The 19,576-nt window shown below is 51.7% G+C and carries 18 protein-coding genes; 5 read left to right on the top strand and 13 right to left on the bottom strand.

Going from position 1 to position 19,576, the window contains the following annotated elements; genetic code table 11:
- The 3 genes from K384_RS03630 to K384_RS13805 all read right to left on the bottom strand — a co-directional run.
- A partial coding sequence (locus K384_RS03630; RefSeq protein ID WP_038029419.1) for a choice-of-anchor J domain-containing protein occupies nt 1-512 on the bottom strand: 512 nt, incomplete at its 3' end.
- 20 nt (nt 513-532) lie between these two features.
- Nucleotides 533-955, bottom strand: coding sequence for a T9SS type A sorting domain-containing protein (locus K384_RS03625; protein ID WP_038029418.1), 423 nt, complete (start codon nt 953-955; stop codon nt 533-535).
- Nucleotides 952-2,310, bottom strand: a complete 1,359-nt coding sequence (locus tag K384_RS13805; RefSeq protein WP_051633092.1) for an endonuclease — start codon at nt 2,308-2,310, stop codon at nt 952-954. The genes K384_RS03625 and K384_RS13805 overlap by 4 nt, the downstream gene beginning before the upstream one ends.
- 214 nt (nt 2,311-2,524) lie before the next feature.
- On the opposite strand from K384_RS13805, the gene K384_RS03615 reads away from it, so the two are divergent.
- Nucleotides 2,525-5,830 (top strand): TonB-dependent receptor, encoded by a 3,306-nt coding sequence (locus tag K384_RS03615; RefSeq protein ID WP_038029417.1) that lies wholly within the window; start codon nt 2,525-2,527, stop codon nt 5,828-5,830.
- Between the two features lie 147 nt (nt 5,831-5,977).
- Here K384_RS03615 and K384_RS03610 read toward each other — a convergent pair whose 3' ends face one another.
- The 9 genes from K384_RS03610 to rsfS form a co-directional block, all read right to left on the bottom strand.
- Nucleotides 5,978-6,850 carry a nucleoside phosphorylase gene (locus K384_RS03610; RefSeq protein ID WP_038029415.1) on the bottom strand — a complete coding sequence of 291 codons (873 nt, stop codon included), beginning with the start codon at nt 6,848-6,850 and terminating at the stop codon, nt 5,978-5,980.
- A gap of 64 nt (nt 6,851-6,914) precedes the next feature.
- A complete protein-coding gene (locus K384_RS03605) occupies nt 6,915-8,045 on the bottom strand; it encodes an aminotransferase class I/II-fold pyridoxal phosphate-dependent enzyme (RefSeq protein WP_038029414.1) in 1,131 nt (376 codons plus the stop codon).
- A complete protein-coding gene (locus K384_RS03600; RefSeq protein WP_038029412.1) occupies nt 8,032-8,607 on the bottom strand; it encodes a sugar transferase in 576 nt (191 codons plus the stop codon). The genes K384_RS03605 and K384_RS03600 overlap by 14 nt, the downstream gene beginning before the upstream one ends.
- Before the next feature lie 7 nt (nt 8,608-8,614).
- The gene (locus K384_RS03595) at nt 8,615-9,013 is read right to left on the bottom strand and encodes a T9SS type A sorting domain-containing protein (RefSeq protein ID WP_038029410.1); all 399 of its coding nucleotides are present in this window, start codon (nt 9,011-9,013) and stop codon (nt 8,615-8,617) included.
- Between the two features lie 55 nt (nt 9,014-9,068).
- Nucleotides 9,069-9,881 carry a hypothetical protein gene (locus tag K384_RS03590; RefSeq protein WP_038029408.1) on the bottom strand — a complete coding sequence of 271 codons (813 nt, stop codon included), beginning with the start codon at nt 9,879-9,881 and terminating at the stop codon, nt 9,069-9,071.
- A complete protein-coding gene (locus K384_RS03585; RefSeq protein WP_051633091.1) occupies nt 9,859-10,644 on the bottom strand; it encodes a UDP-2,3-diacylglucosamine diphosphatase in 786 nt (261 codons plus the stop codon). The genes K384_RS03590 and K384_RS03585 overlap by 23 nt, the downstream gene beginning before the upstream one ends.
- A complete protein-coding gene (locus K384_RS03580) occupies nt 10,641-11,273 on the bottom strand; it encodes a LutC/YkgG family protein (protein ID WP_038029406.1) in 633 nt (210 codons plus the stop codon). The genes K384_RS03585 and K384_RS03580 overlap by 4 nt, the downstream gene beginning before the upstream one ends.
- Before the next feature lie 12 nt (nt 11,274-11,285).
- Nucleotides 11,286-13,355 (bottom strand): ATP-dependent zinc metalloprotease FtsH, encoded by a 2,070-nt coding sequence (gene ftsH, locus K384_RS03575; protein ID WP_038029403.1) that lies wholly within the window; start codon nt 13,353-13,355, stop codon nt 11,286-11,288.
- 68 nt (nt 13,356-13,423) lie between these two features.
- Nucleotides 13,424-13,795, bottom strand: a complete 372-nt coding sequence (rsfS, locus tag K384_RS03570) for a ribosome silencing factor (protein WP_051633090.1) — start codon at nt 13,793-13,795, stop codon at nt 13,424-13,426.
- 98 nt (nt 13,796-13,893) lie between these two features.
- Between rsfS and K384_RS03565 the strand changes: the two genes are divergently transcribed.
- The 4 genes from K384_RS03565 (at nt 13,894) to K384_RS13255 (ending at nt 18,797) form a co-directional block, all read left to right on the top strand.
- A complete protein-coding gene (locus tag K384_RS03565) occupies nt 13,894-14,619 on the top strand; it encodes a biotin--[acetyl-CoA-carboxylase] ligase (protein WP_051633089.1) in 726 nt (241 codons plus the stop codon).
- 71 nt (nt 14,620-14,690) lie between these two features.
- Nucleotides 14,691-16,955, top strand: coding sequence for an OmpA family protein (locus K384_RS03560; RefSeq protein WP_038029399.1), 2,265 nt, complete (start codon nt 14,691-14,693; stop codon nt 16,953-16,955).
- A 114-nt stretch (nt 16,956-17,069) separates the two neighbouring features.
- The gene (locus K384_RS03555) at nt 17,070-17,882 is read left to right on the top strand and encodes a crotonase/enoyl-CoA hydratase family protein (protein ID WP_038029397.1); all 813 of its coding nucleotides are present in this window, start codon (nt 17,070-17,072) and stop codon (nt 17,880-17,882) included.
- Between the two features lie 204 nt (nt 17,883-18,086).
- On the top strand, nt 18,087-18,797 hold the full coding sequence (locus tag K384_RS13255) for a DUF92 domain-containing protein (protein WP_051633088.1): 711 nt from the start codon (nt 18,087-18,089) through the stop codon (nt 18,795-18,797).
- Here K384_RS13255 and K384_RS03545 read toward each other — a convergent pair.
- A complete protein-coding gene (locus tag K384_RS03545) occupies nt 18,747-19,550 on the bottom strand; it encodes an MBL fold metallo-hydrolase (protein ID WP_051633094.1) in 804 nt (267 codons plus the stop codon). The two genes, K384_RS13255 and K384_RS03545, sit on opposite strands and share 51 nt — an antisense overlap.
- Between the last annotated feature and the right edge of the window lie 26 nt (nt 19,551-19,576).

Raw genomic sequence — 19,576 nt, 5'->3', positions numbered from 1 at the left:
GTCCAGCGAGCTGAGCCTCCCGAAGTAGAAGAGGTATATACAAAGGCAATAACTGTGTTGCTGCCGGCGTAGGCGCTTATGTCAATGGGTGTTTGGGTTTTCCAAGTATCAGATTCGTCAGATGTAAGCGTTACCAAGTCTGTCCAGGTCGCCAACGAAGGATCCCCTCCACTATAATTTGTAGATACCTTCACTACTAAATCGGGTCCGGGAAACTTCGTTCTGTAAGCAAATGAAAGTGTAGATGTATTAGCGGTAGTCAAAGCAGGTGAAATCAGCCAGTCTTCATTGTCTTGGGGGCCTCCCGAGAAACCACTCATCTGAGCAGCATCCCCGGTTTGTCCAAAGGGGGTACACTGCCACGTCTGTGCACCCAATACATCATACACCGTGAAGGTGTTCAAGGCAGAGCAGTTATCAAAACTCTCGGTAAAGTTTTGCGCATGGCTTTGCCCTCCCCACAGCAGGGCAAGGAGCAGTAGCCAAAGTGAGTGTAAAAGTTGTCGTTTCATAAGAACATTTTTTTGGTGAATTACTCAACAAAGATTTTTTGTGTATAGAAGCGGCTCTCGTGCATATAGCGTATAAAATACAAGCCTTTGGCACGGTTCAGGGCATGCGGGCGGCTGCCATGATGCTGCCAGCTTTCGACTATCTGCCCGCGGGCATCGATCAGCTGCAGGTCTGCGCCTTCGGGCAGCCCTTCTACATAAAGGTAGCGCCCGGCCGGGTTGGGATAAAAGCGCACCCCGGCAGCCCCGGTAGTGGTTCCTGTAATGTATTCGCTGTTTTCAATAATGGTAAGCGTCGAAGCGGTCTGCGTGCCGGCCTGCAAGGCAGCGGGCAGCTGCGCCAGGCGGAAAGTGACAGTTTCGCCGTCGTCGGGCAGGTTGTCTTTTTTCAGCCGCACGGTAAGGCTATAGGTCTGCACCCCTGCGGGCAGGGTCAGCGTCAAGCTGTTGCCATCGGCAGCGGGCAGCGTTTCGTAGTCTTCGCCATAAACAGCACTGCCCTCAATGCTAAGCGTAACGGAACGGGGCTCGGTAAGGGGCGGCTCAGGCTTAGCAGCAAAGGATAGTCAAAACCTTCCTTAAAGCTGTCGGCGGTTTTGGCAAACTGAAGCGCGGGGCGTGCCGTCACGTCTTTGAGCGTAAGGGTGAAGGTAGCCGGCTGGCTCAGGTTCAGTCCATTGGTAGGGTTGGTCAGGGTCAAGACGATGGTCTCATCGCCTTCGGTAATGGCATCGTCAAGCAGGGTAATGGTCAGCGTTTGGCTTGTTTGGTTGCCCGAGAAAGTGAGTTGTGTGGTGCTGAGGGTATAATCGATGCCAAGGGTGGCGGTGCCTGCGGTCTGAATGTCCACGCTGCAGCTGTTTGCCAGGTCGTTGTTGAGCAAGACATCCACGGTGTAGGTAGCCGGCGTGCCGCTCCCTTCGTAGGCAATGGCTGCCGCTTCTGCCCAATACACACGCGTGGGCTGGGTAAGCCCCCATACGGCTGACACCCATTCGGGGTGGTCTATGTAGGGGTTGCGGTTGCCTTGTATGGCATACACGGCATTGTTGCGGTCTATTTCTTTCTGCGAAACGGGGTCTTGCACATGCCAGCTGTACAGCAGGTTCAATACCCAGTCTTCAAATACTTTGTCGGAAGAACCATCCAAAACGGCATCGCCTTCACTTGAGTAATGCTCCCATGAGGCTATAACATCTTGATAGCGGGTAGCCATATAAAAATAGGTGCGGGCAAAGTCGCCTTTGTATTCATCGATGGGTTCGAACACAGTGCCCGAATAGCCGGGATAGCTGCACGGACCACGTTTAGAGCCATTGGTGGATACTTTTTCCGGATTGGCTACTTCACCAAAGGGGTAATTCCATCGCATACCATTCACATAGCCATCGGTGGGGTACAGATGAAAGAGGTCGGAGTACATGGGTGAGGCTTCGCTGAACCAGCTTTTGGGGAAAGAGTGCTCGCGGTTGTAGCAGTCGCCTTCATTGGAATAATTGCCGCATTGGTTGCTGCCGCCGAAGCTGTATTCATAGGCAGGCGTGCCGCCGGGTACGTCGGAGTACATATCCCACACTTTGCCATTGGGCTTTTTGTCGGTGCTTTGAAAGTGGCCCCACAACGAGCCGTAGCTCTGTACGTTGTGGTTTTTAATGATGTTGTGCAGGGCGGTTTTCAAATCGTAGCCCGTTTTTCCTTCTGCCGTACTATAGTAGTTGGCAGGTTGTGCCACAGAAACGATGCCTGCCCACAAGCAAGCTGCGATGACAAGAAATAAAGAACGATAAAAATGCTTCATAAAGTAATGCGCATGTAATAAAACCATCAGAAAAGGGCTACAAATATAAGGACATTCCCGCAAAAGGGAAACGATTGCCCATATTATCTTTGTGTTAAGCGTTTCTTTAACAGTTTTTTAATACAAAGCAGCTTGGCATTACGGCAAGTATATTGTAGCTTTGCAAGCTATTTGGTAGATTCGTTCAATTGCCATAACTAAAAATCAAATACTTATGAAAGTAACGTTTACTTACTTATGCACGCTGTGCCTCTTGCTTCTGGCAGGCATTGCAGCACAAGCACAGGTAACCACTGCTTCGATGAGCGGGGTGGTGGTCGATGACCAACAACAACCACTTCCGGGCGCCATGGTGTTAGCCGTGCACCTGCCCACCGGCGCCGAATACGGAGCCGTCACCGAAGAAAACGGTGCCTTTCGCTTGGTAAACCTGCCGGCAGGGGGTCCCTACCGCGTGGAGGTAAGTTTTATCGGCTACCGGACACAACGCCTCGAAGATATTTATTTGAAGCTGGGGCAAGACCTGAAGGTGAACATTAAGCTGGTGCCCGAAGACATGCAGCTGGAAGCCGTGGAAATCACTGCCGAACGCGATCTGGTATTCGATGCTTCCCGCACCGGCGCTTCTACCAACATCACCCGCGAGCAGGTGGAGAACATGCCTACGCTTTCGCGTGGTTTGCAGGACTTTGTGCGTCTGACGCCCCAGTTTGCACCCCAAGACAACGGCGGGCTTTCGTTTGCCGGGCAAAACAACCGATACAACAACGTGATGATTGACGGTGCGGTAAACAACGACGTCTTTGGTTTGAACGCCCAAGGCACGCCCGGCGGGCGCACCGGCTCACAACCCATCAGCCTGGATGCCATCCAAGAAATTCAGGTGTTGATTGCACCTTTCGACGTACGCCAAGGCAATTTCGTAGGGGGCGGCGTGAATGCCATCACCCGCAGCGGCAGCAACAAAGTGGAAGGCTCTGCCTATTTCTACGGGCAAAACAGTGACATGGTAGGACGCAAAGTAGGCGACAATGAAGTAGATGTTACCAAGTTTACCTACAACCAAATGGGCTTCCGTGTAGGTGGTCCGGTCATCAAAAACAAACTGTTTTTCTTCGTAAACGGCGAGATAGGACGCCGCACCCAGCCCTACAGCTACGACTTGGGCAGCTACGTAAATAATGACCCCACCCAATTGCAGCAACTCACCGACGAGCTGAACCAGCTGCGCCAGTTGGTAATCAATAAGTTTGGTTATGACCCCGGCGACCCTGCCCAGCCTTACGACAACATTCAAAACAACAACAAAGCGTTTATCCGCTTCGATTATATTCTCAACAAAAAACACCGCCTGACGCTGCGCCATAACTTCATCCATGCCTATTCGCAAGAGATTTTCCGCAGCAGCAGCAACTTCTCTTTCCCCAATTCGGGCTATGACATCACCAACTACACCAACACCACCGTATTGGAATTGCAAAGCCGCTTCAACAACCGCATGAGCAATGAGTTCCGCGTAGGATACAACAACATTTACGACGTACGCGACAACAAAGCACGTCCGTTCCCCCAATTGCGTGTACCCAACAGCAGCATCGGCACGGTCATCATAGGCACCGACCGATTCGCCGGCTTGAACAGCCTCAAGCAAGACCTCATTGAAATCACCGACAATTTCACCTATGTGCGTGGCAAGCACACCTTCCTTGCCGGTACCAAAACAGAGATTTATTTCTTTGATAACAAGTTCATTCCTTCATTTACCGGCGAGTGGAGCTTCAACAGCGTATTTGCCCCCACCGACCCGCAGGCTCCCGACTACAGCCTCGAGTCGGGCATCCCTACCGGCTATGTAAAAGAATACTCGCGTACCGGCGACCCCAAACAAGGCGCCAAGTGGGGGGCTATCAACCCGGCTATTTACATTCAAGACACCTATGAACCCACTGCCAACCTGCGCCTGACGCTGGGCTTGCGTGCCGACATTCCTTTCATGGTCAACGACATAGACTACAACCCCACCTTTGAGGAAGTATTCGGATTCCCCAATAACGAAAAACCCAAAACAAGGGTGTTGTGGTCACCGCGCTTCGGCGTGAACTGGGACGTAGCCGGCAAAGGCAAAACCCAAGTGCGCGGTGGTGTGGGTATATTCACCGGGCGTCCGCCGTTTGTGTGGTTGTCGAACCAATACAGCAACACAGGCGTTACTTTCGGTGCCATACAGCTGGCACAAGCCGACTTGAACGCCATCTTCGAAGGCTTGAGCCCGCAAGAACGCGATGCCATCATTTCCGACCCCAACTATTTGCCACCCAATGCCGGCGGCACCCAAGGCACTTCACTCATCAACATCAGCAACCCCGATTTGCGCCTGCCGCAAGTGGCACGCTTCAATGCCGCCGTTGACCAAGAGCTGCCTTATGGCATTGTGGCTACGGCCGAATTCATCTACTCCAAAACGCTGAACGACCTGTATGTGCGCAATCTGAACTTGGCAGGCAAGCAAGGCGTACTCAACAATGAAGGGCGTCCGGTTTACGGCATCCCCGGACAAGGTCCCGTATTGGTGGCGCCCAATCAATTCACCGGCGTGTATTCGCTCGAAAACACCGATGGCGGCTATCAGTACAGCCTCACCGGTCAGCTGCAGAAAAACGGCAAGAACTACTTCGCCAACGTGGCTTATACCTACTCTATTGCCAAAACCATCGCCAGTGGGGGCGCTTCGCGTGCGCAATCGAACTTCTCCAACACCCCCATTTCGGGCGACCCCAACAACCCCACCTTGGGCTTTAGCGACTACAACCTGAAACACCGCTTGATTGCTGCCGGCGGCTATACCTTCAACTACAGCAAGCATGCCTCTACCCAAATCGCCCTGTTCTATTCGGCACAATCGGGACGCCCCTACTCTTTCACCGTAGGCAACGGCGGCTTGCAAGACATCAACGCCGACGGTGTCATTGGCAACGAGCTGATTTACATACCGCGCAATGCCAACGAAATAGAATTTACCGACTACACCACCACCGTTACCGATGCCAACGGGCAGGAAGTAAGCTATACGGTCACCGCAGCCGAGCAATGGGAAGCATTCAATGCGTTCATAGAAAATGAACCTTCATTGAAGAACCGTCGTGGTCAGTTTGCCGAGCGCAACAGCGCCGATGCCCCGTGGAACCACAGCTTGGATGTGCGCATCACCCAAAACCTGAACACCGAGGCATGGGGCATCAACCACCGCCTGCAGCTGACGCTTGACATCTTCAACGTATTCAATCTGTTGAACCCGGCATGGGGACAAATACGCTTCGGGCGTGGCAATGTGTTGCTTGCCGATTCGTATAACACCACCACCGGCAACGTGCGCTACCGCTTCAACCAAAGCCGCGCCGTACCCGTGGAATACGACGACCAAGGCAATGTAACCAAAGTGCGTTTAGAATTTGACAAATACGGCACTTCGAGCTTCAGCTCGCTGTGGCGTATGCAGGTAGGGGTTCGCTACACCTTCTAACTCCCCTCTCTGCCAAAAATATCAAGCGGCTGTTCCGTAAAGGACAGCCGCTTTTCTTTTTTGAGTTGTCTCGATAAACAGAGTACCGGCAGGCAGGAAATTGCCCTCAACAAAAAGGCTTTCAGCCTTGCCGCTGCCGGGCAAAATTTAGCTCGCCAGCTTGTCGAGCGTATAAACAATCAGCTCCTCCACCACTTCTTTGGGCTTTTCTGCGAATATGCCGTTTGTACGGTCTGCTAAGATGGCATTGAGTGAAATCATGTCGTGCCCCAACAGTTGCGCCATGGCATAATAGCCGGCTGTTTCCATTTCGAGGTTGGTCAGGCGCAAGCCTTCATATTCAAAAGATTGCAGGCGCTGCACCCAGTTTTTCAAGCGCGCCGGCGCACGCAGTTCCCGCCCTTGGGGCGCATAAAAACCGGGACAGGTAAGCGTAACGCCCTGTGTCAAACCGGAAAAAAGTTCAAGTAAAGCGGGCGAAGCAGGAGCGGCATAAGGCTCAAAAGGCAGTGCCAAGTGTTGCTGCAACTGCTGCATGGCTGCTTTTAGCTGTTGTTCTTTTGGGGTGTCGTAGTCGTAAAAACACATGAGCGTATCGATACCCACGCCCACTGCCGATGCCAGCAAACTGCCCACCGGCACCCCGGCTTGTATGCTTCCCGAAGTACCCACACGCACAATGCGCAGGCGCTGCGGGTTTGACTTAGGCAGCCGTTTCTCCAAATCTATATTTGCCAGGGCATCCAGTTCAGTCATCAGAATCTCGACATTGTCGGTGCCCATGCCCGAAGAAATCACGGTCATGCGAACGCCCCGGTAGCTGCCTGTATGTGTCACAAATTCGCGCTTGTGTAAGCGGTACTCTATTTTTTCAAAGTGGCGGGAAATCATGGGCACCCGCTCGGGGTCGCCTACCACAATCACGGTATCGGCCAGTTGCTCAGGGCGCAGCCCCAAGTGATAAATGCTTCCATCGGGATTGACTATCAGCTCTGAAGCCGGATAAGTTGAAATATTCATGTGCTTTTTGCTGCCAAGATACGCAAGAAAAGAAGTTCATTCAATGAGCAAAAGCAGGCAGCAGCTATAAAGCTTGTTGAATCAGCTCTGCTATGCGCGCTTGTTGGGCTTCGGTCAAGGCATGCCCCGAAGGCAGGCACAAGCCATGGGCATAGAGGCGGGTGGCGGTGTCATCTTCTGTAAAAAACAGACATTGACGGGCAAGGGGCTGCCGGTGTAAGGGATTCCAGAGGCGACGGCACTCCACCCCCGCTTCCCGGAGACGACGCATGGCTGCTTCCCGCATGGCGGGCTTGGCAAACAGCAGGCAGTTGAGCCAATAAGTAGGCTGCACTTGGGGCAACACCGGCTGCCAGACAATATGCTCTTTTTGCTCGCTTTCCTTCAACAGACGGCGGTAATGCCCGGCAATTTCGCGCTTGCGTTCAATAAAATGCGGCAAATACTCCATTTGGGCACACCCCACCGCTGCCAACAGGTTGCTCATACGGTAATTGTAGCCCACTTCTTCGTGGCACCAGTCGCCGTTTGTTGCCTGTTTGGCCTGTGTAGCCCAATAAAGCACTTTTTTTGCCACTTCTTCATCTGCCGACAAAAAAGCGCCGCCGCCCGAAGTAGTAATGATTTTATTGCCGTTGAAAGAAAGGGCTGCCGTGACACCGAAAGTGCCCGCCGGCTGTTGTCCCCATCTTACGCCCAAAGCTTCGGCGGCGTCTTCTACCAGCGGCACCCCATAGGCTTGTGCCAGGTTGCACAAAGCATCTACCGGCGCCATGGCGCCATAAAGGTGTACCGGCAACAGTGCCCCTATGCGCCGGCCCTGCTTTTTTAAGCTTACGATAGCCCGCTCGGTAGCCTGCACGCTCATATGCCAATGGGTGGCGTCGCTATCGACCAATACGGGCTCTGCCCCCAAATAGCGAACAGCATTGTAGGTGGCCACGAAAGTGAAAGCAGGCAGAATAACCACATCACCGGCGCGCACCCCTGCCGCCTTCAACGCCAAATGTAAGGCAGCCGTGCCGGTGTTGAGCGCCACTGCTGCCACGCCGTGATAAGCACGCAAGAGTGCCTCAAAGCGGTTAAGAAAAGGACCGGCAGGCGCCATCCATCCGCTGTCTATGGCTTCTTGCACATAGCGCTTGGTATTGGGGGCAGGGAACGGAGGCGACAAATAAATTTCATATGTGCTCATGACGGTTCATCCATTGGCGCAACACAAAGAAGGGCGTCCGCCATAAAATATACAAATCGAAGCAGAAGCTTTGGCGCTGCACATACTCTATGTCGTAGTGCATCTTTTCATTCCAAGCCAGGGCTTTGCCGCCTTGTATTTGCGCCCAGCCCGTAATGCCGGGCTTGACAGCATGGCGCTGCCTTTCGGCGGGGCTGTAACGAGGCAAATACTCGGGCAACAGGGGACGTGGTCCTACAAAAGACATGTCGCCCCGCAAAATATTCCACAGCTGCGGCAGCTCATCCAAGCCGCTGTCACGCAAAAGGCGCCCTACGGCCGTTGCCCTGTTTTCATCGTGGGGGTCTTCACCCGCTCGTGCGGGGCGCATGGTTTTGAATTTGAGAAGATAAAAAGGGCGCTCATTCCTGCCTATCCGCAATTGGCAAAAGAAAGGGTTGCCCCGCCAATAGACGGTCAGGCACAACGTAAGCAAAAAAAATAAGGGCATCAGCAGAATTGCCAATGCCAAAGCTGCGGTGTAGTCAAAGAAAGGTTTGACCCAACGAGCATAAAGCCCCATAGGCGCGTTACTTCAAAAACACACGCTTCGTCGTGCTGTATTTGGTATTGCCCACCTCGACAATATACACATCGGAACGCGCATGCGACATGTCAAACTCTTTGACGTAATTGCCTTTTTTGGTTACGCGCTCTTGATACACCAAGTTGCCAATCACATCATACACGCGCAAAAACACACCGTCCGTGTCGTTATAAAAACGCACGATAAAACGGCGGTTGCCGATGGCCTGTACTTCGAAGTCTATAGGGTTGAATATGTCGATGGCTTCTTCCGGGCTTTCTTCCACCCATATGTTGGTTAAAGTCGGAGGTAAATGCTCGATGTGCTTGCGCACAATGGCTCCCCCCTGTGCTACGCCGGCCAAGCCAATCACCAATAAAAGATATGTAGAAAATTTTCCCATAAGCGACGTTTACCTCCTTTTCTATTTTTATAGTATATCAAATTTCTTGCCACATTTATTTTTTAAACTGCCAAAATTGCAAGTGCGTTCCATTCCATGATAAGAACGCAGGGTAAAGGCACAATATTTTTCCAATCCTGCCTTTTTCATTTTCATGGAAGCGCACGTCGAAGACCGCCTGCCGGTCGGGCAGCCGCCACCCCCGCAAACGACTCCCCTCTTGCAAACAATATCCTTCCTGCCACAAGAGCACGCGGTCTATTGATTCACGAAAATAAATTTTGTCTATATAATTTCCAAGTAAATCAAAGAATAAGACATATGTTTTTTCGTCGGTAAGCAAGAGATAATTTTGCACAAAACGCATGTGTGTCACCGCCGGAAACTCTTCTTGGGCACGATACAGCTCTTGCGGCTCCGGGGCGCTCATATCCCATGCCAAAAGCCGGCGGCTTTGGCTATCCCACAGGCGCACGCTTCCGTCGGGTGCCCAAGCCAAAGCAGTGATGTTGCCAAAGGTAAAAGGAATTTGTAATTGGCGCGTAAGGCGCAAAAAACGGTCGATAAAAAACAACTGTTGGGTATCGAGCGAAAAGAGCAAGGTTTGCACGCCTCCCCTGCTGTGCACCTCATTCAAGGCAAGACGCACCGGCAGGCTCTGTTCATCCAAGCGCTGCCCCTGCAGGTCATACAGGTATAAGTTGGCCCGTTCGTCAACCAGAAGCAACTGCCCCGGGCGTGTTTCCCCCCATGCACTCAAAGAAACAAAAGGCAGTTTGCCGGTGCGCACCAAGGTATCTTGCGCAGCTGCCCGGCAGGCAAGCAGGCAACAAAGCCAAAGCAAGTTATAAAACCGGCGCGGGCTCATAGGTTTGTAAACTTAAAGTATCGCCATCGAAAACCGCAAAGGTGTAATCGCTCAACCATTCGCCTGTGTTTACATAACGCGCTCCTTGGTTGCCTACCGGCAGGTCGAGGGGCAAGTGGCGGTGCCCAAAAAGGTAATAGTCGTGGTGTGTATGCTGCTCTATGGATTGCGCATATTGCCACAACCACTCATCTTCTCCCAGAAAGCGCTTGTCTTCGGCTGCATGCCGTGCCCGGCTACGCGAAGAGAAATAGTAAGCCAGCGCAATGCCCGTGTCCGGGTGTATTTGGCGGAAAAGCCAACGCCCCCAACGGCTTTCGAATATTTTTTTCAGCTTTTTGTAGGTTTTATCGCCGGGTCCCAAGCCGTCGCCATGGGCAATATAGAAACGTTTGCCGGCTATTTGCAACGAAAGGGGGCGGCGGCGGATATGCATTCCCAATTCCAGGCGAAAATAATCATCTACCCACATATCGTGATTGCCGGGAAAAAACCAAAGCTCTACGCCGCTGTCACTCAGCTCGGCCAGTTTGCCCAACAAACGGACAAAGCCTTTGGGCACTGCCCGCCGATACTCGAACCAGAAATCGAAAAGGTCGCCAAGCAAAAAAAGGTAGTGTGCTTCGGGTGCCACTACTTCATCGAGCCATTGCACGATGCACTGCTCCCGTTTCCGGCTTTCGGCGTAGGAAGGGGCTCCCAAATGAAAGTCAGAAACAAAAAAAGCTTTTTTCCCGGGCTCGAGCATCAGTTGCGTATTCATACAGGACTTTCAATCAAGAAGACATACAAAGCCATGGGACCATGCGCCCCCAGCACCAAGGTTTTTTCTATGTCGGCCGTGCGACTGGGGCCGGTAATCAAAGAAAGCATGGAAGGCAGCTGCTGATTGTAACGGTTGCGCATGAGTGCAAAGGCATCTTTCAAATCATACACCAGCTGCGAGGTAAAAGCCACCACTATGTGCACCTCGGGGAACACAGAGAGTGCCCGCCCGCCTGCTTGCCGGGAAGACACCAGCACGCTGCCGGTGCGGGCCACCAAAGCCTCGCAGGTAGTGATACCCACTTTGGCATCCATGAGGGCACGGCGCCCACTACTGAAGGGCAAGTCTGCCACCTTCAATACTTCCTGCAGGTGTATGTCTTCCACACACACTTCCCCCGCAAAGTATTTTTCCAATAAGGGGCTTAACTCCCTGATAAACTCTTTTTCATCGATACAAAAGCTGAACTTAGCCCCTGCTTTTACCAAATTTTGTGCAAACAGCACCGCCAAGTCGTTTTCTTCATTGGGATGATAAACAGACGCAGAGAAGTCTGGTTTGCGTGTGGACTTCTCTGCGGGCTGTTTTAAAGCTTGGCGTATCTTCGCTAAGATTTTGTCTCGCATGCCATGCTTCGCTTATGAAGATGATTCATCTTTTTTGTCTATGGATGAAGAGCTGTGCTCTGTGGTCGCTATATCTTCTTTTTGGTTGCCGTTGAGGGCATCTTGTTGCGCCTCAGGCGTAGCACTCTCTTCTTTTTCCTTGCCTTGTTCCAGATAGCTTTGATAAGTCGTCGGTTTATTGAAAGGACGCTTGCCTATCAGCTCTTCCAGGTCGGTCTGGAACAATATCTCGCGCTTGAGCAACTCCTTGGCTACCGTTTCCAGTTCTTTTCTCCGCTCTTGCAGCAAGTTTTTCACCCGCTCGTAAGCTTCTCTTACTATTTTTTGCACCTCTTGGTCTATGAGTTGTGCCGTGGCCTCCGAATAGGGCTTGGTAGCCATAATTTCGGATGGCTTCGAGTCGTAATAAGAGATGTGTCCCAAGGTGGGGTTCATCCCGTAGATGGTCACCATGCCATAAGCCATCTTGGTCACGCGCTCCAAGTCGCTCAGGGCGCCGGTCGATATCTTACCAAAGACTATTTCTTCGGCGGCACGCCCCCCCAAAGCCATACACATTTCATCCAACAGTTGGTCTGTTTGGTAGAGGTATTGTTCTTTGGGCAGGTACTGCGCATATCCCAAGGCAGCCACTCCACGTGGCACAATGCTCACTTTCACCAAAGGATCGGCATGTTCCAGGAACCAGCCGGCTATGGCGTGCCCTGCTTCGTGATAAGCCACGATTTGTTTTTCTTCGGGCGAAATAATTTTGTTTTTCTTCTCCAAGCCGCCGATCACGCGGTCGATGGCGTCTTGGAAGTCTTGCATGTCGATGCGGTCTTTGTTTTTGCGCGCGGCTATCAAAGCAGCCTCGTTACATACGTTGGCAATTTCAGCACCGGCAAAACCGGGGGTTTGGGCTGCCAACTTTTTGGGGTCCACGTCTTCTGCCAGGCGCAAAGGACGCAAGTGTACTTTAAAAATGGCTTCACGCCCCACGATGTCGGGTTTGTCGATGGCTATTTGACGGTCAAAGCGGCCGGGACGCAGCAAAGCCGGGTCCAAAATATCGGGACGGTTGGTAGCCGCCAAAATAATTACCCCCGAGTTGGTGGTGAAGCCGTCCATTTCTACCAACAAAGAGTTGAGTGTGTTTTCGCGCTCGTCGTTGGCACCGGGCATGGATGTACGGCTGCGCGAGCGTCCGATGGCGTCAATTTCATCTATAAATATGATACAGGGTGCTTTTTCTTTTGCTTGCTTGAACAGGTCGCGCACACGGGCAGCCCCTACCCCTACGAACATCTCTACGAAGTCAGATCCGGACAGCGAGAAGAAAGGTACGCCTGCTTCGCCGGCAACCGCTTTTGCCAAAAGGGTTTTTCCTGTGCCGGGAGGGCCTACCAGCAAGGCGCCTTTGGGTATCTTACCGCCCAAGCGGGTGAATTTGGCAGGGTTTTTCAAAAACTCTACTATTTCTTTTACCTCTTCTTTGGCTTCATCGAGCCCTGCCACGTCGTCGAAAGTAACGTTCACGCGGTTATCGGCATCGAAGAGTGCGGCACGCGAGCGCCCGATGTTGAAGATTTGTCCGCCGCCGCCTACGCCACCCGACATGCGGCGCATCAGGAACCAGAAGCCAAAAATCATCAGGAAGAGGAACAGCCAGTTGAGCAGCGTGCTCACCCAGTCGGAACGCTCTTCCACGCGGTAGTCGATGCGCTTATCCGGGGGGAGCTCATTTTGCAACTGCTCATAGCGCTCAAGGAAGTTGTCGATGGAAGCCACGCGTAAGCGTATGTGCGGGCCACCATAAGACAAAGCCGAGCGTTGCTTAAGCAATTTGGCATACTTGCCGCTTTCAATGGCTTCCTTGCTCAATGTAGCCTCTACTACTTTTTCGTTCGATATCACCACTACTTCCACGAGGTCGCCCTCGCGAAGCATTTGTTCAAATTTGGAATAGGTTACTTCTACGGTAGCCGGTCCTTGCGACAGATAGGTAATGAGTAAAATGCCAAGGATGAAGGACATGACCCACCAGAACTGCATGCCTCCATTCGGACGACCGGGTTTGTTTTTTCTTTGATTGTCTTGCATCGATTTTCAATTGTTTACTTAAAAAACCACTTATAAACGGAAATGGTTGTAAAATCCGTGGTAAAAGCTTAGTCTTCTACAAAAGTAGTGGGTGCATCGGCCCATAGCTCTTCGAGGGCATAATACTCACGGGTCTGACGTTGGAAGAGATGCACAACCACATCTACATAGTCCATCAGTACCCATAATTTACGCTCCCGCCCCTCAATGTGCCAAGGGCTTTGTCCGGCTTCTTGTGCTACTGTTTTTTCTACCGAATCCATCAGCGCCTGCAGGTGCGTGTCGGAAGAGCCTGTGGCAATCACAAAAAAATCGGCTACTGCTTGCGCAATGCCCCGGAGGTCTAAAATCACAATGTCCTCGCCTTTTTTGTCCTGAAGTGCTTTTACTACGAGTTGAGAGAGTGTTTGAGAATTTACATCCACAGGTTTTATGCTCATGCGCCTTTCCTATTTATAATACTTCTTTACTTTTGTAAACACAAAAGTATAAAAAAGCATTTCACAAACCTAATGCCATAAAGCCTGCATACGCCCATATGTCATACATCTACCTGCCAGAATGTCGTTCTACCAACAGCGAAGCCCTGCGACTCATTGAACAGCAGGAAGCTAAAGAAGGGACTTACATTTACACCGATTGTCAGACCGCCGGGCGGGGACAGATGAACACGCATTGGGAGGCTGCCCCCGGCTTAAACATTACGGCCTCTTTGATATTACACCCCTCTTTTTTGCCCCCTGCCCGCCAGTTTATGTTGAGCATAGTGGCTGCCCTGGGAGTATATGACTTTGCAGCCCTTTATCTGCCTGCCGAAACGCTTGCCATCAAATGGGCAAATGACCTGCTGTATCGAGAGCGCAAGCTAAGTGGCATTTTGGTGCAATGCGTGTTGCAACAGGGTATTAAGGCGGCCGTGGTTGGTGTGGGTTTCAATGTAAACCAGGCACACTTTGAAACGCCCCGCGCCGTGTCTTTGCATCAAATCACGGGGCGCTTTTACCGGCTGGAAGACCTGCACTCACAACTACGCCGGTGCTTGCTCAACCGCTACGAGCAATTGCAGAATGGCGAAAGCGAACAGCTCGTGCAGTCTTATCTGCGGCGTTTATGGCGCTTGCACCAACCGGCGCCCTACCGCGACAAACAAGGCATTTTCGAGGGGGTTATCCGGGGCATTGACCCTTACGGCAGACTGATTGTAGAGCACAAAGAAAAGGCTCAATCCCGCTTATATGACATCAAAGAGATAGAGTTTTTATAACAGCGGCATATTTCATTTTTTTATTAGATTTGTTAAAAGCGGTTTTATTTTTATTTAAAAGCACCCATTCTATGAGCCGACTCACCCCTATACTCAGCCTTCTGCTGCTTTGCTTCTTTGGTTTTCAGGCATTGGCACAATACGAAGAAGGCGATCGCTTGCTTTCGCAAGGCCTCACGGATGATGCGCTGAAAAGCTACTTCCGGCAGTACAGAGGCAACAATAAAAATGATGTACAACTCCTGCTGCGTATAGGTAAGGCTTTTTTGATGCAACACGAAGGCGAGAAACAACAAAAAGCCCTTGAATACCTTGAACAAGCCCACCGCCTTGACCCACAAGAAGCCACTGTAGCTTACTACTATGCCGAAGCCCTGATGAAGCACCGGCGCTTCGACGAGGCTGCCGAAGTAGCCCAAAAAGCCATTGCTCATGCCCGGGAAGCACGCCTGCGTGAGCAGCTGGAAAAAAGACGGCAAGGGGCGCTGTTGGCAAAAAAGTATTACGAAACACCCCTGGAGCTCTTCATAGAAAATGCGGGCAAGCCCATCAACTCGAAAGAGAATGACCTGGCACCTGTGGTAGCCACCGATGACAACCGCCTCATTTACAGCCGGCAGGTTTTCAATAACCGCCTGCGTATATGGGAAGAGCAAGTATGGATGGCCGTCAAAGAAGATTACGTCTGGAAGCAGTCCATGCCGCTTGCGTTTCCCGGCATCAGTGGCAGCGCAGGCACGGCAGCCCTCTCCCCCGATGGGCAGTACCTTTATCTTTACATCTATGACCCGGAACGCAAAGGCGAGTTGTATGAATGCCGCTTCGATGGCACTGCCTTCACCGCACCTGTTCCCCTGCCCGAGCCCATCAACTCGCCCTATGAAGAAAGCAGCATGAGCATCACTGCCGACGGCAATTGGCTTTTCTTTTCCAGCGACCGCCCCAATGGCTACGGTGGAAAAGACATTTACGTATGCTACAAAAAGCCGGATGGCAGCTGGAGCGAGCCTGAAAACTTGGGTCCCAACATCAATACCCCTTTCGATGAGGAAGCCCCCTTCATACACCCCGACAAACGCAACTTGTATTTTACCAGCAACGGGCATCCTACCCTGGGCGGAAGAGACATTTTCCGTGCCGAACGTTCGGGCAATGTGTGGGGCAATGTGCAAAACATGGGCTATCCGGTCAACACACCTTTTGATGATGGTTATTTTGTATTGTCTGCCGACGGCAAAAAAGGCTACTTTTCATCTAACCGCCCGGGCGGCATCGGGCAAAGCGACCTGTATGTAGTAGGCATTCCGGATGAAAGCACACAGGTGATTCCCCTGACCATGATACGCGGGCGTATTCTGGCAGGCGACCCGCCCCGTCCGGTGAAGGCACAAATCAAAGTCATAGACAAAGAGAAGAATGAGTATCTGCCTTGGGTTTACAACCCCAACCCCAGCACGGGCTACTATCTGATGGTGTTTCCTCCGGGGAAAGATTATGACATGGTCATTGAAGCAGAGGGTTACTTGCCCTATCTGGTCAATATAAGCGTGCCCAACCAAAAATATTTTTACGAGTTATATCAAGAGATACGCCTCTCGAAGAAAGTAGTAGATGACAAGGAGGTAGCCGAGCAAATCTCTATTACCAACGTATTTGAAGACGTTCCGGAAGAAAAACAAAACCCCGACGAATTTGGCGAACAGAAACTGGACCTCTACGACCTGATGGAAGACGTCATTGCGTCGGAAGACAGCGTAGCCATGAACTATTTGTTGTCCATTATGTACGAAGATGCGCCTTTGATGGAGCCGGTAAGCGATGAAAAGCTTGCCAAACAGCCTGTGGAAGTAGTCTTTTTTTATGAAGACGCCAAAGGGCAAATGCAAGAACTAAAGGTGGGCGATGAGACCATTAAGACGCTGCCGCGCATACGCACCGATGCCGCTTCGCTTGAAGAGGACTATTCCGGCAACCAAGGCAAGGTAGAGTTGAAAAAGAAATATGTGGCTTACTTCCCGGTGGGAGAAGCCCAGCTGGATAACCGGGCTAAAGCCGAGTTGCTCAAATTTATTGATTATGCCAAGAAACACCCTGAAGTAGGCGTATGGATAGAAGGCTATGCCTCGCCGGAAGGCGAAGCCGAAAAGAACCAAGCTTTGTCGGAAGAGCGCGCCAAAGCCGTTTATGACTTCTTTGTAGAGTTTGGAGTGGAGCCTGCACGCATCCGCTACAAGGGCATGGGCAGCCAAAGCAAAGACGATACAGTGGCCCACCGCCTCATGCGCCGTGCCGATGTGATACTGGTGCCTCTGAACGAACTAAAAAGCTATGAGTAAAGAAGCAGCTTGCCACGCTTTGGTATCGCCCCCATTCTCTTAGTTTTTTTATTTTCCGGGCTTGTTATCATTGCAACTAAAAGAGAAAATAACCCACAGATAAACCATCCAATTATGCAAAAAGCTGTAAACCTGCTTATTGAAGACCATATCGGCCATATTATCATCCAACGCGCCGACAAAGCCAATGCTTTTGATTTGGCTACCTGGCACGCCCTGCGCGATGCCTTTCACGAAGCCGACCGGTCGCCGGAAGTGCGTTGCGTGTTGCTACGTGCCGAAGGCAAGCATTTTTCTGCGGGCATAGACTTGAGTCTGCTCATGCAAATCAAACAAGAAATTGATGGCATTGACTGCCCGGGGCGGGCACGAGAGCGCCTGCTGGCTTTCATCAAAGAACTACAGAGCTGTATCCAAGCCATTGAAGACTGCCGCAAGCCGGTCATAGCCCTTGTACAAGGAGGCTGCATCGGTGGCGGCGTCGATATCATCACAGCCTGCGACATACGCCTGTGCAGCGCACAAGCTTACTTTTCGGTCAAAGAGGTGGATTTGGGCATTGTGGCCGACTTGGGTACTCTCCAGCGCCTGCGCCACCTGGTAGGTGAAGGCATTGCCCGCGAATGGGCATTCACTGCACGCAACATCACCGCGCAAGAAGCCTATGAACACAAGCTGGTCAACCGCGTGGAGCCAGATGCCGAACACCTGCTGCAAGCCGGCATGGAGATGGCCCGCACCATTGCCGCCAAGTCGCCCTTGGCTGTGCGTGGCACCAAACAAGTAATGAATTACAGCCGTGACCACAGCGTAGCCGAAGGTTTGGAGTATGTGGCACTGTGGAATGCCGCCCAACTGATTTCCAAAGACATAGAAGCAGCTATGATGGCTGCCTTCCAAAAACAAACGCCCTCTTTCCAAGACTAATTTCAAGTTTCAAGAATTAAAAGAGTCAGTAACCGGAGCCTTACCCTTTTGGGTAGGGCTTCTTGCTTGTATAGAATGCCTGCCGCAATCAAAGCACGCTTATTATCTCTTCTAAGTCTAAGGAGGGCGCACGGCTTTGTCTGCTTCAGTTGTATTCCCCCTATTCGCGTTTTATATTGCCACACTCACCAAAGCGCACAGTGTATGCACGAATGGGCAATTTACTTATTGCTGGCAGCAGCTGCCATGGCAGCTTATATGCTGAAAAAACTAAGCATTGCCGGCAGCATAGCCGGATGGCTTACGGCATCCATGCTGCTTTATAGTAATGGCCGGGTTGCACTTGGTTGTATGGCGCTGTTCTTTGTGGCAGGCACGGCAGCCACCACCCTGCACGACAAGCACAAGAGCGGACGACAGCCACACGCCACCCGTAGCATAGCCAATGTATTGAGCAACACCACCGGTGTATGGGTGGCAAGCCTGCTCAGGCTGCTTCTGCCCGAAAACCATTTTTCGCCGGAAATGGGACTTTTAGCCGTGGCCGTATCGCAAGCAACTGCCTTGAGCGACACACTGTCGTCTGAACTCGGACAGCTCTACGGAAAGCAATGCTATTCTATTCTTGGCTTTCGAAGAGTAATACCGGGCGAAGACGGCGGCATCAGTCGTGCCGGCCTGCTTGCCGGCTTAGGCGGCAGTTTGTTGATGGCTGTTTACATGTCTTTCTTCATTTCACAGTACCGGCTGCTTTTGTTGCTTGTAGCAGTCAGCTGGGCGGGCAACCTGCTGGACTCACTGCTGGGTGCTACCTGGCAAAAACAAGGGCTGCTCAATAACCACGGCGTGAACGCTCTCAGCAATTTATTGACTACTTTGGCTTTCCTCTTCATGCTCCGGCTCATAGGCTACTGACACACACAAACCATCATAAGCCAAGCGCACGTGCCCGGGTAATTCTGCCTCAACCTCGCGATGCAAGCCCAACTGGTGGCTGATGTGGGTCAGATATGCCCGGCGTGGCTGCAGCTCCTCTATCAATGCCAATGCCTCCTCCAGCGTGAAATGCGAAATGTGTTCTTTCCGGCGCAGTGCATTCAGCACCAGCACATCCAAACCGCGCAGTTTTTCTTTTTCTTCCGGTGCTATGTAGTTGGCATCGGTGATATAAGCGAAGTTACCAATGCGGTAGCCCAATACCGGCAGCTTATAATGCATGACTTCAACGGGTATAATCCTTACACCTTCGATGAAGAAAGGGGCGTGGTCAATGGGGTGTACTTTTAGCTGCGGCACCCCCGGGTATTTATGCTCTGCAAAAGCATAGGCAAACTCTCTTTTCAACTGCTCAATCACATGAGGACGCGCATACAGAGGCATATCTTTTCCCTGTTTGAAATTGAAAGGGCGCACGTCGTCTAAGCCGGCCGTATGGTCTTTGTGCTCGTGAGTAAACAAAACGGCATCCAGATGACGCACGTTGGCGCGCAACATCTGTTGTCTGAAATCCGGTCCGGTATCTATGACCAAGCTCAGACCGCCTACTTGCAGGTGCACCGACGAACGTAATCTTTTATCCCGGAAATCCAACGAACGACACACCGCACAATCGCACCCAATGACCGGGACCCCTTGGGAAGTGCCCGTGCCCAGAAATGTTACTTTTATTTCCATAGCTATATATAATCTTACAT

Source organism: Thermonema rossianum DSM 10300 (genome assembly GCF_000426825.1).
Classification (GTDB): Bacteria; Bacteroidota; Bacteroidia; order Cytophagales; family Thermonemataceae; genus Thermonema; species Thermonema rossianum.
The sequence above is the reverse complement of the archived record's forward strand: the minus strand, read 5'-3'. Positions and strand labels throughout refer to the sequence as shown.

Coding starts and splice junctions, on each gene's coding strand:
- K384_RS03590 (WP_038029408.1), bottom strand. CDS start 9,881: ATGAGCCCGCGCCGGTTTTATAACTTGCTTTGGCTTTGTTGCCTGCTT.
- K384_RS03605 (WP_038029414.1), bottom strand. CDS start 8,045: ATGAGCACATATGAAATTTATTTGTCGCCTCCGTTCCCTGCCCCCAAT.
- K384_RS03555 (WP_038029397.1), top strand. CDS start 17,070: ATGCAAAAAGCTGTAAACCTGCTTATTGAAGACCATATCGGCCATATT.
- K384_RS13255 (WP_051633088.1), top strand. CDS start 18,087: ATGCACGAATGGGCAATTTACTTATTGCTGGCAGCAGCTGCCATGGCA.
- K384_RS13805 (WP_051633092.1), bottom strand. CDS start 2,310: ATGAAGCATTTTTATCGTTCTTTATTTCTTGTCATCGCAGCTTGCTTG.
- ftsH (WP_038029403.1), bottom strand. CDS start 13,355: ATGCAAGACAATCAAAGAAAAAACAAACCCGGTCGTCCGAATGGAGGC.
- K384_RS03610 (WP_038029415.1), bottom strand. CDS start 6,850: ATGAATATTTCAACTTATCCGGCTTCAGAGCTGATAGTCAATCCCGAT.
- K384_RS03595 (WP_038029410.1), bottom strand. CDS start 9,013: ATGGGAAAATTTTCTACATATCTTTTATTGGTGATTGGCTTGGCCGGC.
- K384_RS03615 (WP_038029417.1), top strand. CDS start 2,525: ATGAAAGTAACGTTTACTTACTTATGCACGCTGTGCCTCTTGCTTCTG.
- K384_RS03580 (WP_038029406.1), bottom strand. CDS start 11,273: ATGCGAGACAAAATCTTAGCGAAGATACGCCAAGCTTTAAAACAGCCC.
- rsfS (WP_051633090.1), bottom strand. CDS start 13,795: ATGAGCATAAAACCTGTGGATGTAAATTCTCAAACACTCTCTCAACTC.
- K384_RS03565 (WP_051633089.1), top strand. CDS start 13,894: ATGTCATACATCTACCTGCCAGAATGTCGTTCTACCAACAGCGAAGCC.
- K384_RS03560 (WP_038029399.1), top strand. CDS start 14,691: ATGAGCCGACTCACCCCTATACTCAGCCTTCTGCTGCTTTGCTTCTTT.
- K384_RS03585 (WP_051633091.1), bottom strand. CDS start 10,644: ATGAATACGCAACTGATGCTCGAGCCCGGGAAAAAAGCTTTTTTTGTT.
- K384_RS03600 (WP_038029412.1), bottom strand. CDS start 8,607: ATGGGGCTTTATGCTCGTTGGGTCAAACCTTTCTTTGACTACACCGCA.